Here is a 15,708-nt window from a genome sequence, read left to right on the forward strand (position 1 = left end):
TTATCATTGTGTTAAATAGATGGAGATTTACCCAGACAGGCGGCATGGTATTGGCGCAGCACGTCTTGGATATGGTCAATAATCAATTCGTGTGGTGTTGCTGCAAGCTGCCCTTCACGCACTTTTGCATATTGCAGCGGCAGGTATTGGCTGATCAGCGGCAGCGGAATCGGTTCGTTGATCAGGTTGTTAACCAGGCGGGCATAGGCTGCATCGATATCCCGATCGGGCCAGTAGTAGCGTACACGATCGGAGTAACTGTAGCCGCGCGCCAGGCGCAACGCTTCACCATTCCCCTGGTAGTGCTGCTGCCAGTACTCTGGGTGATCCTGCATTACGCTTTCCAGTACGTCACGCAGGCCCGAACACTGGTGCGCCGGGTGGAGTTCCCGTTCGATCGCTGCCAGTGAAAACAGCGCTTCTCGCAGGGCAAAGGTGAGCCATGGGCCGACTTTCAGAATCGCGAAGTGGTGTTGTACCAACTGCTGTAGGGCAAGCGGGGTCTGGTAATCCGTGGAATGGGCTTCAAACACCATAGTGCCAGACGTTTCAATCATCTGGCTGAGAGCCAGTGCTTTTTGCGGTTCGAAGTCAATGACCTGAGTGTGATCGAACTCAACGCCAGGTTGCACCACCAGCCCGATAATGCGTGGCCAAAGGTCATTCAGGCCCTGCTGTTCCAACGCGTGATGATGGGCTTCAAGCGTTGCTTTGGCTGCCTGCGGCGTGGTGACGGCTAACGCTTCCAGCGTTTCATGTGCGCCACCCGGCACTGGGACTTCGGTGCCAATGACATACACCAGATCGGACTCACCAAACTGAGCAATACAGGTTTGTTCAGCGATCAGCGCCAGCCTGGCCGCACGCTCGGCGACGATGGCATCGGTTAGCGGCACCGGATCGCCAGCGCAGGACATACTGCAATCGAGGTGGATTTTTTTGAACCCGGCGCTGACATAGCTGCGAATCAGTTCATCGGCCTTGGCCATCGCTTCTGCGGCAGGCTGGTTTTGCCAACGGTTTGGGCCAAGGTGATCGCCACCCAGGATCAGGTGTTCGTGGGGAAAATGCTGTTTATCTGCGAGCTGTTCTACGAAACGGCGGAAGTCGGTGGGCGTCATACCGGTGTAACCACCGTATTGATCAACCTGGTTTGAAGTGGCTTCAATAAGCAGGATTGAGCGGGCTTCTTTGGCATGGCGTATGGCTGCTTCAAGCACTAACGGATGAGCGGAGCAGACAGCAAAGATGCCACGGTGTTTATCCTGTTTATGGTGAGCGACAAACTCGATTAAATGTTTCACTTTCTTCTCCGTATCGGTTTTTTGGTACTTCATCTTTCGGTTTGTGTCGATTAATACTGCTTTAACGTCGGTTTAAAATAAAGAGAAGGGTATTGAAGTTGCGATCTGTTTCACAAAAGAAATGAAACGAAAGATTTTTAATGGAATAACGTTGAAATAAGCGAATAATGTTAAGGCTTGCTTTCCATTTGAAGAAGGGTACTAATAGGCGAATCGAAATGAAACGAAGGATTTTATGACAAGGACCCTTTATGCATAACAGTGATTCCGCTACCGATAAACGTATCCTCGGCACCAGCGAAAGGCGCGAGCAGATCATTCAGCGTTTGCGCCAGCAGGGCAGCGTACAGGTAAATGATTTATCGGCATTTTTTTCTGTCTCCACGGTCACCATCCGTAACGATCTGGCTTTTCTGGAAAAGCAGGGGATTGCGGTACGTGCCTATGGTGGCGCACTGGTGTGTGAGCCGGTAAATCCGGTATTGGAACCTTCGGTGGAAGATAAAAGCTCCCTGAATACTTCTTTGAAGCGAAGCATTGCGCGCATTGCCGTAGAGCTGATTAAGCCCGGCCACCGTGTGATCCTTGATTCTGGCACCACCACTTATGAGATCGCACGCCTCATGCGCCAGCATAAAGAGGTGATTGCCATGACCAATGGTATGAACGTTGCCAATGCGTTATTGGAAGCGGAAGGAGTAGAGTTGCTAATGACTGGTGGGCATTTGCGCCGCCAGTCGCTTTCGTTTTATGGCGATCAGGCCGATCAGTCGTTGCAGAACTACCATTTTGATATGCTGTTTCTGGGCGTTGACGCTATCGATCTGGAACGTGGCATCAGTACCCACAACGAGGATGAAGCGCGCCTCAATCGCCGTATGTGCGAAGTTGCAGAGCGTATTATCGCGGTTACCGATTCCAGCAAGTTTAATCGCTCCAGTCTGCATAAAATCATTGATATACAACGTATTCACATGGTGATCACCGACAGTGACATTTCAGCGGAAAGCTTTGAAGGGTTGCGCAAAAGCGGCATTAAAGTGGTGTTGGTTGAGAAGTAAAACTGGCCGCCAGGGCGGCCAGATTGGGAATTACTCGGGAACTGCCCAGTTCACCAAATGGTGACCGATACCGGATGGCACCAGCACCTTGTGCAACCACGGCAGCAGGTTGTTCATCTGTTGTTCCAGTTTCCATGGCGGATTAATTACGATCATACCGGAAGCGGTCATCCCACGTTGATCGCTGTCGGGTTTGACCGCCAGTTCAATTTGCAGAATGCGGCGAATGCCGGTTGCTTCCAGCTCTTTCAGCATGCGTTTAATCTGCTGGCGCAGGACGACCGGGTACCATAGCGCATAAGTACCGGTGGCGAACCGTTTGTAGCCTTCCTGAATGCCCTTCACCACGTCTTGATAATCGGTTTTCATCTCATACGGTGGGTCCATCAGGATCAGGCCACGGCGTGACGGCGGGGGTAATTGGGATTTGAGCTGTAGATAACCGTCGGCGCGCTGCACTTTGGCTCGTTGGTCTTTCTGGAACTCACTGCGCAGTAACGGGTAATCGCTGGGGTGCAGTTCGGTTAGATGAATTTTATCCTGCGGGCGCAGCAATTGGCGGGCAATCAGTGGCGAACCCGGGTAATAACGCAGGGTGCCGGAGCGGTTGAAGTTGTGTACCACGCTCATGTAGGCCGCCAGTTCTTCCGGCAGATCGTCACGTTGCCAGAGCAGGCCGATACCCTCAAGGTATTCCCCGGTACGCTCGGCGTGTTCACCGCTCAGTTGATAACGCCCGGCACCGGAGTGGGTATCCAGATACAGCAGTGGTTTCTCTTTGTCTTTCAGTGATTCAATAATCAGGCTTTGCACCGTGTGCTTGAGCACATCGGCGTGGTTGCCAGCGTGAAAACTGTGGCGGTAACTTAACATTGATATTTATCCAATTGAATTTATTTGTGATTTTTTGCCATTTATTACCGCACAGCGGTGAAAAATTGAGGACGATTGCCGTTAGTATAAGGTAGATCTGCTTTATGACCGACTCAAAGGTGATGGAGGAAGGAATACGGCCAGTGAGATACCAGCTAAAGAAGGGAACAGCCTGAGCTGGCAGTAAAGATCGCCGAAACGGTTCCCTCTGTTATGTATAGCTATCTAACCAATCGACTGTATATTTTGCGGATAATTAACCACGCCAAACAACCGAACAACAAATATAGCAATCCAAATGTTACGGTTCCAAACCACTCAGCATCGTCAAAATGGAAAAATTCACTTGCATCGACCAACCAAGAGGTTTGAGCGTGGGTCAGCCATGGGATCGGGAAAAGTTTTATAGCCAACACGGTCAAAACAATTATGGCAACTACATTAGCGAGAAACCGGGCAAACCTTTTCATATCCTTGCACCTCAATAGTACCGTAGGCTTGCAGTGCCGTACCTGGAACCTTCACCGTTTTAGTTTGCAACAACGCAGCTCGTAACCGACTGAACTCATTTGGGGAATAGAAGGTTATACAGCCTTCCGACAGCCCCAAGCGCCCTACTGGGTGTAGCCTGAATTGACCGCGCATTATGCCATTGATCCACGTTCTATCGTTGATAGTTCCATCATCTCGATATAAGGCAAACCAGGTACTATGATCCGAATTACTTACGACATCCTTAACAAAAGAAATAGATTGGGATTTTAACCCGCCTGTAGGGCGATCAACTATCCAATATTATCCTGCGGGAATAGCACCATTATTTGGCACATCAGTGCATCCTGGTTGGTTTGTGTATTGTTTATTGCCTGAGAAAACCGAAAACATCCCTACTCCTTGGCAAAGCAGAGTGTTGATTCTATTTCCATTATGAACAATAAAACACTGAATCATTATGCATCCTTTCTTTTTTGGCCCAATCAGATACTACTACGAATGGTTCATATTATTGAAGTAAACACATCATTTTCATATGCCGTTAAACATTGCAAGGCGCTGCTGTTGTTCTTCGCTCATGTCGAAGGCAAATTCTTCATGCTGTAGCTGGTAGGTGCCAAAACTCATCAGGAAGGCGATTGCCGGGTCTATCTTATTGACGGCTTTCTTCTTGTTCGGCTTGATATTGGCGTTGGCATAGGTTTCCATCACCATGTTAGCCATCGCTCAGGCTAGCACCGGATCACCGTTGTGCTCGATCACCTTGCGGTTAACAAACGCCTCAGCCGATTTCGCCATCGGGCTGAACTTCATATACGTTTGCGGGAATGGCTCCACATCGAGGCCAGCGCTCTGTAATTGGGTACGGATTTGCGTGGCGTTCCAGGTGTCGAAACCCACCAGTTCGATACTGAACCGCTCGGCGTCGGCCAGCACATCATCGCGGATGCGGTCATAATCGATGCAATCCCCCGGCGTGGTGCGTAACCAGCCTTGTTTCACCCACTGGCGGTACAAGGTGCGGTTTTTATTGGCCGGGTTTTGTAATTGAGCCTCGGGGATGTAGTGGCGCGTCAGCAGGCGCACAGATCGTTCCAGCGGGAAGGTATAGCAAACACTGGTAATGTCACTGGTGGAGGATAAATCCAGACCGGCATAACACTGCAACCCTACCAGCTCGGCTTCGGTATAGTCAGTTGCACAGGCTTTCCAGGCTCCCTCACCCATCCACGGGGTTTCCCCTTGGTACCGGATGTAATCCCCGTTGCCGTTCTTCAGCTTTTGCAACATGGCGGCGGTATTGGAGTTCATCGTCCAAACGGCATTACGGCGATAGCGGCGGCGCAGTTTGAATACCAGATCGCTCAGTTCATCAGCGGTAAGCGTAGCACCAGCGGAAACCATCTTTTCCAGGGTGCCGAATGGACGGGTGCGATCGCCTTTAGCCTCACGCGGATAGGACAGGAACCCTTTGGATTTCTTAGTGCCGTCACCGCTCACCAGGTCGGTTTCTTCGGTTTCGGCGAACGTGTCGCTGATCTCTTCGGTCAGCCAGCCCAGAATATCCACGTCGCTAAAGTCGAGAATTTCCTGGGTGGTTTTTGGGTAAGCGTAGATAGGGTTCAGCTTGATGCTGACCTCTTCCAGCTTAGGCGTCGCGGTTTCGTCACGGGCTTCACCTTCAATGCCACGTCCTACCGCCGCGCCGCCTACGGACACAAGTTTTTTGTATTCGTTGGATTTGGTGGTTTTCACCGTGTAGATCTGGCGCATGACACTTTCATCGGCCAGCATGCGCATGATTTCGGTGTCCAACTCAGGGATAACGGAATAGCCGCCGCTCTCATTAACGGTGGTAGACAACATCCGGGTTTCACCGGTCATGATGTAGTGACGCAGTTCTTCATTGGTCACGGTCTTGCCGTCTTTGGCTGGCTTGGCCTTGCCACCTTGGGCGCGTTCTTCATCGGCCAGAGATTCATAACGGACAATATCAGCCTGTAGGGTGTCGGCCTGGGTGCGGAATTCGTCAAACTGTTTGGCTTCGTCTGGGTTAAGGCTGCGTTTCTCTTCTTCTCACCTTTATATAGTAGCAAGTATAAACTGTCTCACCGATAAGAAGTGAAAAGCGCTGGCAGTTAGGGGACATGATAAAAAAATATACACTATTTGATGATTGGCCGGACTGCATAGTAAACCATAACGAAAATGTTCACTATGTCGTTCGTACAAGGTATGTTGGTCTTTGAGGCTTTCATTATGATAAGGAAAATTCATGGATGTTATGGATGAGTTTTTTGAGAGGCACCCTGAACTAAGGGGATGGTTCGACGAAAAATTACAAGAGGAGCGTGAGAACATTAGGGTTTTGTTAGATAGACAAAATGAATTGGCACAAGTAATGAATAGTGTTGCAAATAAATATGTGAAATGGAGTTTGGCAAAAGATCATTTTATTAGCGAAGTCGTTAGTTACTCATCTGATATAACCTCAAAAATTAATACTAATGAGTTAAGCATAGTAGATGCTATTCATTCATTGGATGAGGAGATAGCCTCGTTGAGGTGTCAGGATGAAATGATTGCAAGGAAACAATTAAAACAAGTTGTTATTGTTAAACCGGTTCTTGATCCTGTAATAAAAAATAGAACGACTAAGCGGCAGGAAAATATAAGCTTAATTATCGCCGGTGTTGGGTTTGTTTCGGGTGCCTTGCAGTTTGTGGCTGGCGTAGGTCTTGTAGAAACCGGTGTAGGAGCAGGAATGGGGGGGTTATTAATTGGTCATGGGATAAATAATGTAGTCGAAAATGGTTATTACCTCCTTTACCGTGAAAACTATACCGGGCCAGTGAAGTTTGTATACGAACAAGTCGGTCAAAATATTTTTGGATTAAATACCCGTGACTCTGATGTTATATATACATTCGTTGATATGGGAATATCAGTTAATGTCTTGCTTGGTTATAGACTGGAGCCAGATATGAGTAGGCTTTTACGCTACGTAAATGCTGATTTATTAACAGGGTTAAAGCATCCTGGATTTAAGATGATGAGTGGAATGGATCTGTTGCTTGAAACTACAGGTGCCTTTAATACTGGCTATGGACAGGCGAGGAGTTATTGATGTTTTTGAGTTATTGTCTCATATCACTCTTTGTAATGATTGGTAATTTCTTCATTATAAGAAGGTTAATTTCCTCTGGTAATATTAACCATCATGTTGTTGCAATACTTATATCTATAATCCCAGTTGGATTTCATATGTATATTGTGAAGTTCGGCGTGATACCATTGTTGGGTATTGACGTTTTTGAGAGCGATGATTTTATATATGGTGCACTTTTCTTTAGCATAATCAGTGGTGTCCCGTATGCTATAGCAAAACGTTCAATCTCATAGACTATTGGGAGTATAATTCCTCTGCTATCTCGATAACAGAGGAATTACTTTAAAATTAATAAACTCTTTCGTCCCAGATACTATAGCCACTTGTACCAGAAATATGATGCTGCCAAGTAATACTTTTATAACGTAATGATAAGGTTTCTTGTGGTTGCACACCTGTGTGTGTGATGTTGTGAGGATGGTGTGATGAAAACTCCGAAATAGTGACGCCAGTCAATTTTACCGAGAAATATAACTCTTGGGTACCATCCTGACTCGTCCGATAAAAATAGAACATAGCCTCTAATAGTTCATTCGATGATATAGCGACAGCCAGTAAAGGGGATGATTTATCGATAGGTTTTTTGATTGTCACTGGGTTGTGGTGAACGTGTTGTGTACGAGTCATTGTATGGATTAGGCTGTAAATCAATATCTGGTCTTCGTGATTGAGTTGACCTTTATTGCCTATAGAGTCTGAAGATGAACAGCCACTAGAAATCAATCCCTGTTTTTGACCTGTTAAGGTTAAATAAATCAAATTTGCCATATTAATTTCTCCTTGTTGGGTGTGTGGATCATGCTAATGCATACAGGTAGTATTTGTCACATGGCCTGGGTATTTTTGTGTCATGTGTGTTGGGGTGGATATCTTTAGAGACTGTAATTTAAATTGTGTAATTGCTTGTTAATGAGATGGGCACCCCCACCCTGTGAGCAGTACGCTGGCAGGGTGTAATTCTCTTGAGGGTTCCATCATGCAAAATGCCACGCTTATTGGTATTGACCTGGGTAAACATTCCTTTCACGTTCATTGCCAGGATCGGCAAGGCAATGCCCTGCTCTGGAAAGGCTTCTGACAAGGCTCCATGCGCATTATGGTTATAGCAGGAGACGGCCCTGCGCAAGAAAGCCGTGTCATGGCCTAATCAAGGCTGCGGCTGCTATCCCCACGGTAACGATAATCGGCCTGATCTGCCTGTTCGTTGGCCGGTTGAGCCACTTTAAGCGGCGAAGAACCTGCTGCCAGCGCACGTTCGATGGTTAATGTATCGCCGGTTTCTTGTAGTATTTGCTGGAGTTTTTGGTGCTCACTGCACCAGATTGACTCAATATCGGTATCTCGCTGAGTATCCCGCTGTTCAGAGAAAGCCACCGCCCGTACCTGGAAGCGTTCGCTCCCCTGTGCTCCGGCTAACTCAAGGCCATAGCCTGGCGTTGCCGGTTTACGGATCACCACTTTTCCGTCATCTGACCAGGCTTGCGCATCACTTTCGCGTACCTCGTACCCCAATTTTGCCAATCCTGCGAGAACGGCCTCACGCCTGGCCAGAGCGGCAATATTCAAGCGTTGTTGTTCCGTTGCGGCCTGAGCTACAGCAATAGCCTCAAGTAACAGCGGCAATTCGCGCGAGGTCAATACCAGATTTAAGCGCTCCATCAAGGCGTTAGCCTCAGGTGAGTGATAGCTGCTCAACCCGGCAATCAGCAGGCTGAGCTGCTGCCTTTTCTCCACCAGGGTTCTGGCGGCGCGCGTGGTTTCAGCCAAATCCAGCGTCAGCGAATCACTGAGCAGATTCCAGTGGGTGTTTTGCGGTAGCCGCTCCAGTTCCGCAGCCCGCTGGGTAAAAGTAGTCATATTTCCTTGCGGATCTAATACGGCTAACTCGGCAATATGCCTGTCAATACGCCGTAAGCACTGAGTAACAGGATGATCGTACTGATGGCGTGCCGGTATTGCCTGTGGATCTTTCAGGCGCTGTGCTAGCGCTTGCTGTTCTTCTGTCAGCCGTATTGGCTGTTGGCTGATTAACTGCATGGCCTGACCCAAAATCTGCCCTGAGTCAGTGTTTTCTTGATGGTCAACGGCGTCGGCAAGCTGTTGTATCAACGTTTGCTGCTCTGGCATCTGTTGCTTAAGCAGATCTAACAACATTGCGGCGCTTTCCTGCCGCGATCGTTGATGCTGGCGTTGCACAGCATACTGCTCAATCCGTGCCTCTTGGATTTGTTCAATATTCTGGCGCATAAACTCAATCATGCCTGGAATTTGTGCGGTCAAACTGGCAAAACGCTCGGCACTATAGTTGCGGATGTCGGTGCCATAGCGTTGTATGTCCTGATAACGCTGGTGTATCTGCTCAATCATTACCGGATCGGCTTCGCTATAGTGCTGATTAAGCGCTTCCCATTGCTGCATCAATGCGCTCAGGCAGGCCATTGAACGACGGTACTCGGCAATATCTTCACGTTTGGCCCGAATGATATGGACTGACGAACTCATGTGTTTTCCTCGCTTGTTGCATCAGAGGTGGTCGCCGCAGGCTGCTGTTCCATGCCCATAGCTTGTGTAATGGCCTGTGTTAAACGCAGACGCTCCTCTGGGCCATGGTGATACCAATGTTGAATAGAGATGCGATGACGGAATGCGGTTACCCGCTTTAAGATGGTTGGGCGCCAGAGTTCACGCGCCCTGGCACGTTGCAATAGCGCGTGGCGTGGCATATCGCACTCAATACCCAGTAAATAGCGGCCCGTTGATGGATCTTCAATAATACAATCAAAATAGAAAGCGCCTTCCTGTTGGGACTCTGCAATTAACCAACCCTGTGAGCGAATATACTCAACAACGGATTGCACAAAACCATCAGGGTGTTCCACCGGCGAGCGGCTGGCTAATTGTGTACGGTTCATGCGCATTAACAGCGCCTGGCCTTGAGCAAACTGGCCTGTGGATAAACGGCGGGCATACTCCAGATACCCTTGCAGGAAATCGCGCGGGATATCCGGCTGGCGGTGGGTGGCAAGCAGATCGGAAATCTCTTCAATCGGCATCGAGGAAATAATCATCACCTGATTTCTGGCCCGGGTCACCGCCACGTTCAAACGCCGTTCCCCCCCTTGCTGGCCAAGAATACCGAAATTACGGCGGAAAGTGCCCTGTGGGTTACGGCCAAAGGTGGTAGAGAAGATAATCACATCCCGTTCATCCCCCTGCACGTTTTCCACGTTCTTCACAAAGAAGGACATATCCTCGTCATCCTCCAACCGCTGCTGTTCTTCGTGGTAAGCCTGGCGGAACTCGGCATGCTGTTCGGCCCTGGCTTCCAGCACATTCTGGATCAGCTGCGCTTGTTTCTGATTGAAGGTCACTACACCAACGGAAGGGCGCTCTGCGTAAGGTTGTTGCCAAATTTCTGCCAGCACGGTAGCGACCTGCTCGGCTTCCTGCTGATTACTCTGGTTTTGATACAGCCCATTGACCATCATTAGTGAAACCGGCCTGACCGCATCAATGATCTTGCCAGAATGCTGGGCCGGAATATTTAACCGATTTTCATAGAATGCATGATTGGAAAAGTTAATCAGTTCCCGATAAGTGGAGCGATAGTGGATGGCCAGCGTTTGGCTAGGTAATACGGTACGAGCCAGGTGCAGCAGATCCGGGCAGTCGCTGATTTGCCGATAGTTCCAGCTTTCAGCGGCTTCTTCTTGCTGGGTGCTATCGGCTTCAAACAGGCCTTCGTCATCATCAGGCTCGTCTTCAGCCATGGCTTTGCCAGAGAAGAAAGCCGATGGCGGCATCTGTTTCTCATCCCCGCTGACGACCATGTTGCGGCTGCGAAACAGGGTGGGCAATGCGTATTCTACCGGCATCTGTGAAGCTTCATCATAAATCACCGTATCGAACAGCCCAGCCTGCAAGGGTAAAACCTGGCTGGCAACATCTGGCGTCATTAACCAAACCGGCCGCAGTTGCATCAGCCCTAGCATACTGCCTTGATCGATAAATTCCCGTAACCGACGCGCCCGCTTTCCGGTGAGGCGAGTAATTTCTTCCCACTTCCGCAGTGGGCTGATGTTGGCCGTTTTAATCACCTCGGTCAGCTCCAGCTTATTCAAGGCTTTCATTTCGCCATCGGCGGTAGCCAATTGCTCAATCTTGGCGTTAATCACCGTGGGTTCCAGCAGCAATATCGGCGAATGCCACTCTAACTGTTGTTTCCAGACTAAACGCACCTCACGATCCAACGCTTGCGCAACCACCAACGCTAACTGCGGTGGTTCAAAGCGGGCCAGCGTGGTTTTCTGCTGGCGTAACATGCTCAGGATGGCCAGGCTGACAGTATCCAGCTGTGCCGCAACTGGCCGGAATTGCTGATAGGCTGCCAATGAGGGAAGTGCAGCCGTAATAGCCTCAAGTGCAACAGTGAGGGAGCTATTGTTATGGATGGCCTGAGCGAATGTTTCTACCGCAGAGAGTTGCAGCCAGCCACGTAGATTTTCCAATGCCTCTGAGCTTGCTGCACGGGCCTGGCAACGCGCTATCGCGGCGGCGATCTCTTCACATTCCCGTGTGAAACCGGCTTGCTGGTGTTCGATGATAGCGGGCACTAATCGGTCAAGACCCACCAAATCTGATATCTGTTGATACAACGTGCAGATAAAGCGCAGATCCCGCTGTGTCGTTGCTAACTGGCGGGTTAATGCCAGGTTGTCCAACAGCCCTACGGTTGGCAACCCCAAACGTTGCTGCAAGCGGTTCAGTTCCGTTCTGACGGCTCGCCACTGTTGCTCTGAGCGGGCAGAAATCAGCAGGCGGGCCACAGTATCATGGTCGTTTTGCCAGCCAAGCTGTTGCAGGAATAATTTCAGCCTGCTGCGGCGCAGGTAATAACAGGGGTTAATGCGCTGAAATAAGCTGCGTTTTTTGGCTTCTTCCGCCGCAGTGGTTAACTGCAAGAGCCGTTGGCTGTCGCAATGGGCTAAGGGGGCAAACATCAGCGGATCGCGGCCAGAAGAGTCGATCTCCTGTAGCCGACCAGACAGTTGCTCTAACTGAGCTAACAGTTGTTCACCCTGAACGATGCTACCGTGATGGGCATAAAACAGCGGTAGCCATTGGGCCAGGTTCGCCCACTCTGCTGGGGTTAACGAAGTCAGTAAGGTCTGATACTTCGCCAGGCTTCGCTGGTATTCCTCGTGCTCTGTCACTTCAAAGGCACGGTGTGGGTTAGTCAGCCTCTCATCCCTTTGCTGTTCAACCTGATAAAACCGTGTGAAACGGCGGGTAAAATCCTGCAACGTGGCCTGATGAGACAGGAATGGGCTCAGTTGGGCCAGCGGGCTGTGCTCGTAATCCGCTTCCAACCAGAGCGCTATGGCCGGGATGATGGCCCGTTTGATGGCCTCTAGGTGCTCAAGCGTGCAATTTTGCAGCACCGTTTGCAGCGCAGGCAGTTCCAGACGTTCTACATACGTTTCCAGCAACATGAGTTCACCGAGCACATCCCGGTAGCTAATGCCAATGTGTTCATCTTGCTGGTGCAGTGCCTGATAGTAACTGTCCAGATCGTGTTCCAACTGATCGAGGTGACGGCCCGTTTTCTCTCGTGAAGTTACCCAGGGATTGACTGTGTTGCTATCGTCGGGTTGATACAGGGTTTCAAGCTGGGCCCGTATGTTACGGATAATGGTGTCGCGGCCTTTCTGCGCGTTTTTGACCATCACCACGCGATTGCCCAGGCCGCCAGCCATAATACGTTTAAATACCACCTCCAGCGCTGCTGGCTTCTGGCAGATGATCAACAGGCTGCGCTTCTGACCAATGGCATCTGCGACCATGTTAACGATGGTCTGGCTTTTGCCGGTGCCCGGAGGGCCCTCAATCAACAATCCTGGCGCATTACGAGCGGCCAGAACCGCTGCTTCCTGCGAGGGATCGCTGGCTGCGGTAAAATAGCATTCCTTGGCCGAGGTTGGCTGAGCTACGGTGGTAACCTCTGGATTCAGGCCCAGCGCCGTTTCCAGCGCGGTGCCTGCGGGGGATAAGTGGCATAGCTGGCGCAAATCTTCACCGATCGCCTGGCCGATAAATGCCGCATGGAAGAGCACGGCAGAACACACCAACTGGCTGGTGTTCTCCGCAATTTTAACATTCAACGGCGGGAGCGGAACCAACTGCTGTTCCAGGGCAGGCACCAGCGCCGTGAAACTTTCAATCACTTCTTCGGCACTCAATGCGGCCTGGCTCAGCAGTTGGTCAACAATCGCCTGCCAGCGTTTTACCGATGGAATCCCAACAAAACTTTCCAACGCCGGGTTCAAACACACAGCTCCGCGCTCGTGATCGAAACGCAGGCTGGCAACCCCGCGGATACCCGCTTCCATAATGATATTTATCGGCCACAGCAACAGCGGCGCGATACGCGGCTTAATCTGTTTGGGCTGCGTGTTAATCACGATGAAAGGAAAGCCGAGATACATGCCGTTAATGCCGGTATCCCGCATATAGAGCTGAGTCTGCGCATGCAGGGTTCGCAATTGCCAGTCAGCCTGCTCGTTATCCAATAGGGTTTGGCTATCAATGGAGATCGGCTGGCGGCTGCGGGTCAACAAATGGTTGAGCAGGGTTTCAGCGCTTTTTCTCTGCCCGCTTAATCCAGCCAGGTCAACTCGCCCGGCATGTGGGCTGATACTCATGCGTACCAACGAGCCACGTAGGGTAGAGGCGGTAATTTTACGCGTGAAAAAATCCAGAACCTGGTGAATGTAGCGCTGTTTTTCCGGCACGATCCACTGTTCTGGTGGAAGAGTTAACATCACCAGAGCCTGTTCCAGCGGCAGGCGGCGCGTTTGCAAAAAGCGAGCTGCCCAGTTGTCGATATCGGTGATGTTGCAGCGGTTAAAACCATTGATACGAGCGGCCAACTGTTGGTAAATCTCTGAGCGGGGCAGCGCCAGAAGCTCGCGCGATGCTTCACGAGAAAAACCCATTACATGATATTGGCTAGCCAGTTCACTGGCCTGCACCAGCAGGCTTTCTGCCGAGGTGAATTGCCCTAGGTCGGCGCTCAGCAGCAGGATAAGTTCATCTTCGTTCGGATGACGCCGATCGATCAGCGTTCTGAGCCCGTTATGCAGCGTATCGGGGAATAGCTTGCGCTGTTCTTCCCAAATGGCCAGCAATCGCGCCCGTGAAGTGGCCAGTAAATGAATGCGCAAGAGGGCTTCATTAAAGGCGATCTTCAGGTTTTCCCCCCGCTGCCGGACTCTCTCTTGCCGTGATTTTAGCTGGAACAGCCAATGGCCTGGCTCCATCTGGCCAAGGACGCCGGGCAGTGAACTGGCCAACAAGGCATGACCTTCCTGCGGGTGCTCCAGCAGCCAGGCTGGTGTCACAATTTCACCCTGAAGGATCAGCGGCATATTGGGATTAAGCAGCTTTAATACCAGTATCAGGCGGTAATCATCGCTGAGATCGGCCAACTCAACGGCCTGCTGCAACCGGGTGATCAACGTGTCGCCCAAACCGGCCTGCTGCGCCCAGGACACAATCGTTCCCCGCTGCATAAGCGCCAACGCTTCCTGCCAATGGTGCTGCTCTGCCGCTGCCAGAGCGAACACGGCGGGCTGCGTGTAGCGCTGTTGGCCCAGCGTAATGCTCATCAGTTGATTGTCAGAGACAGAGGGCGATTCATCTGCCACGGTTACCGGCTGCTCATCCAACCAGGCTTGTACTTCCGGCCACTGCCAGCGCCGATGACGATCGCGTGTTAACAATCCGCGCAGCAACAGCCGTAAATGTGGATCAAGGTGTTCAGGCAGCGTGACGCCATTCGCCAGCACCTGAATTAAAAACGCATGGGGATGGATATTGGTAAAGCAGGCTCCCTGAGTGATCTGCTCAAGCAAAATAATGCCCAGACTCCACCAGTCAGAGGCGGCGGCCACGCCGCCGGCTAACGTTTCCGGTGCGCTATAACGGGTGATCTCCAAAGGAGAAACGATATCCAGATCGAACTCAGACAGGCAGGCGGAACCAAATTCGATGATCACCAGATCCAACGGATCGCGAGTACGGATCAGCAGGTTGCTGGGCCGGAGATTGCGGTGGCGCAAGCCATGTTCAGAAAAATTGGCTAAGGCGCTGCCTAGCTCTCTGACGACATGGGGGATTTCTTCAGGCTGCCAGAAGTCGCCCCTGGCGGCTGCGTCGGCCAGTGAACCACTGGTCATTTCTTCTGCGACCTGCCAGGCCCGAGCATTCCAACGGCCCGTATCAAGAATATCGGGAATATGCTCGCGGGGCAGGTTGCGGATCACCTCATAAACGGCCAGATCAGGTTCTGCGCCGTAGGTATACAGCGTGAGTATCCCGTGTTGGCCACTTTCCTGATGCTGCGCCTGATAGCGTTCACGAATACTGTCATTCTGGTTAATACGGCGCAGGATTTTCCAGTGGCCAATCTGGGTGACTGTGCCGAAGCCCGGTTCTGGGGTGGCGGCTGGCGGTGGCGCTGCTCCATCCGCCGCATCCGCGCCGCACTGCATACAGATCAGATCCCCAGCTTCCAGCGGGTGGCCGTTTTGGCAATGCGCCACCTCGGGTAACGCGGCTACGTTCTCAGTGGCTTCCTGCACCATTTCTTCAGCGCTGATAACCGCAATTGGCCGCCATCCCTTAACGTGAATAGGCTCGGAAGAAAGATCCCAATCACAGGGATGATGCTCAATCTGGCCCTCACAGAAAATTTCTGTTAATGCACGTTCCGTATGGCAATTAGGGCAAAAACGCATCATGGTGG

9 protein-coding genes and 3 pseudogenes are annotated in these 15,708 nt (G+C 50.9%); 3 read left to right on the top strand and 9 right to left on the bottom strand.

Features of this window, described 5'->3' with window-relative positions; translation table 11 throughout:
* Positions 1–11: 11 nt before the first annotated feature.
* Positions 12–1,304 carry a tagatose-bisphosphate aldolase subunit KbaZ gene (gene kbaZ / locus Z042_RS05215; RefSeq protein ID WP_037405739.1) on the bottom strand — a complete coding sequence of 431 codons (1,293 nt, stop codon included), beginning with the start codon at positions 1,302–1,304 and terminating at the stop codon, positions 12–14.
* A gap of 251 nt (positions 1,305–1,555) precedes the next feature.
* Between kbaZ and Z042_RS05220 the strand changes: the two genes are divergently transcribed.
* Positions 1,556–2,365: a DeoR family transcriptional regulator gene (locus tag Z042_RS05220; RefSeq protein WP_024910610.1), complete on the top strand. Its 810-nt coding sequence runs from the start codon at positions 1,556–1,558 to the stop codon at positions 2,363–2,365.
* 30 nt (positions 2,366–2,395) lie between these two features.
* On the opposite strand, the gene Z042_RS05225 is transcribed toward Z042_RS05220, so the two are convergent.
* The 5 genes and pseudogenes from Z042_RS05225 to Z042_RS26485 all read right to left on the bottom strand — a co-directional run.
* Positions 2,396–3,238 (bottom strand): 23S rRNA (adenine(2030)-N(6))-methyltransferase RlmJ, encoded by an 843-nt coding sequence (locus Z042_RS05225; RefSeq protein WP_024910609.1) that lies wholly within the window; start codon positions 3,236–3,238, stop codon positions 2,396–2,398.
* A gap of 221 nt (positions 3,239–3,459) precedes the next feature.
* On the bottom strand, positions 3,460–3,708 hold the full coding sequence (locus Z042_RS26810) for a DUF1158 family protein (protein WP_024910608.1): 249 nt from the start codon (positions 3,706–3,708) through the stop codon (positions 3,460–3,462).
* Entirely contained in the window at positions 3,680–4,027 is a 348-nt protein-coding gene (locus Z042_RS24800; RefSeq protein ID WP_335337263.1) for a DUF2778 domain-containing protein, read from the bottom strand. Before Z042_RS24800 ends, Z042_RS26810 begins: the two co-directional genes overlap by 29 nt.
* Before the next feature lie 237 nt (positions 4,028–4,264).
* Positions 4,265–4,978: pseudogene (locus Z042_RS26480) on the bottom strand (terminase TerL endonuclease subunit); the annotation flags it as partial.
* A gap of 6 nt (positions 4,979–4,984) precedes the next feature.
* Positions 4,985–5,809: pseudogene (locus Z042_RS26485) on the bottom strand (phage major capsid protein); the annotation flags it as partial.
* A 199-nt stretch (positions 5,810–6,008) separates the two neighbouring features.
* Between Z042_RS26485 and Z042_RS05245 the strand changes: the two are divergent.
* The gene (locus Z042_RS05245) at positions 6,009–6,860 is read left to right on the top strand and encodes a DUF4225 domain-containing protein (RefSeq protein ID WP_154666883.1); all 852 of its coding nucleotides are present in this window, start codon (positions 6,009–6,011) and stop codon (positions 6,858–6,860) included.
* Between the two features lie 330 nt (positions 6,861–7,190).
* On the opposite strand, the gene Z042_RS24810 is transcribed toward Z042_RS05245, so the two are convergent.
* Positions 7,191–7,670: an Hcp family type VI secretion system effector gene (locus tag Z042_RS24810; protein WP_071882791.1), complete on the bottom strand. Its 480-nt coding sequence runs from the start codon at positions 7,668–7,670 to the stop codon at positions 7,191–7,193.
* A 208-nt stretch (positions 7,671–7,878) separates the two neighbouring features.
* Here Z042_RS24810 and Z042_RS25865 point away from each other — a divergent pair.
* Positions 7,879–7,977 (top strand): annotated as a pseudogene (locus tag Z042_RS25865) (IS110 family transposase); the annotation flags it as partial.
* Between the two features lie 68 nt (positions 7,978–8,045).
* Here the strand turns inward: Z042_RS25865 and Z042_RS05255 are convergent.
* Both Z042_RS05255 and Z042_RS05260 read right to left on the bottom strand, forming a co-directional pair.
* A complete protein-coding gene (locus Z042_RS05255; protein ID WP_024910604.1) occupies positions 8,046–9,404 on the bottom strand; it encodes a coiled-coil domain-containing protein in 1,359 nt (452 codons plus the stop codon).
* Entirely contained in the window at positions 9,401–15,703 is a 6,303-nt protein-coding gene (locus Z042_RS05260; RefSeq protein ID WP_024910603.1) for an AAA domain-containing protein, read from the bottom strand. The genes Z042_RS05255 and Z042_RS05260 overlap by 4 nt, the downstream gene beginning before the upstream one ends.
* Positions 15,704–15,708 lie beyond the last annotated feature (5 nt).

This window comes from Chania multitudinisentens RB-25, from assembly GCF_000520015.2.
GTDB lineage: Bacteria > Pseudomonadota > Gammaproteobacteria > Enterobacterales > Enterobacteriaceae > Chania > Chania multitudinisentens.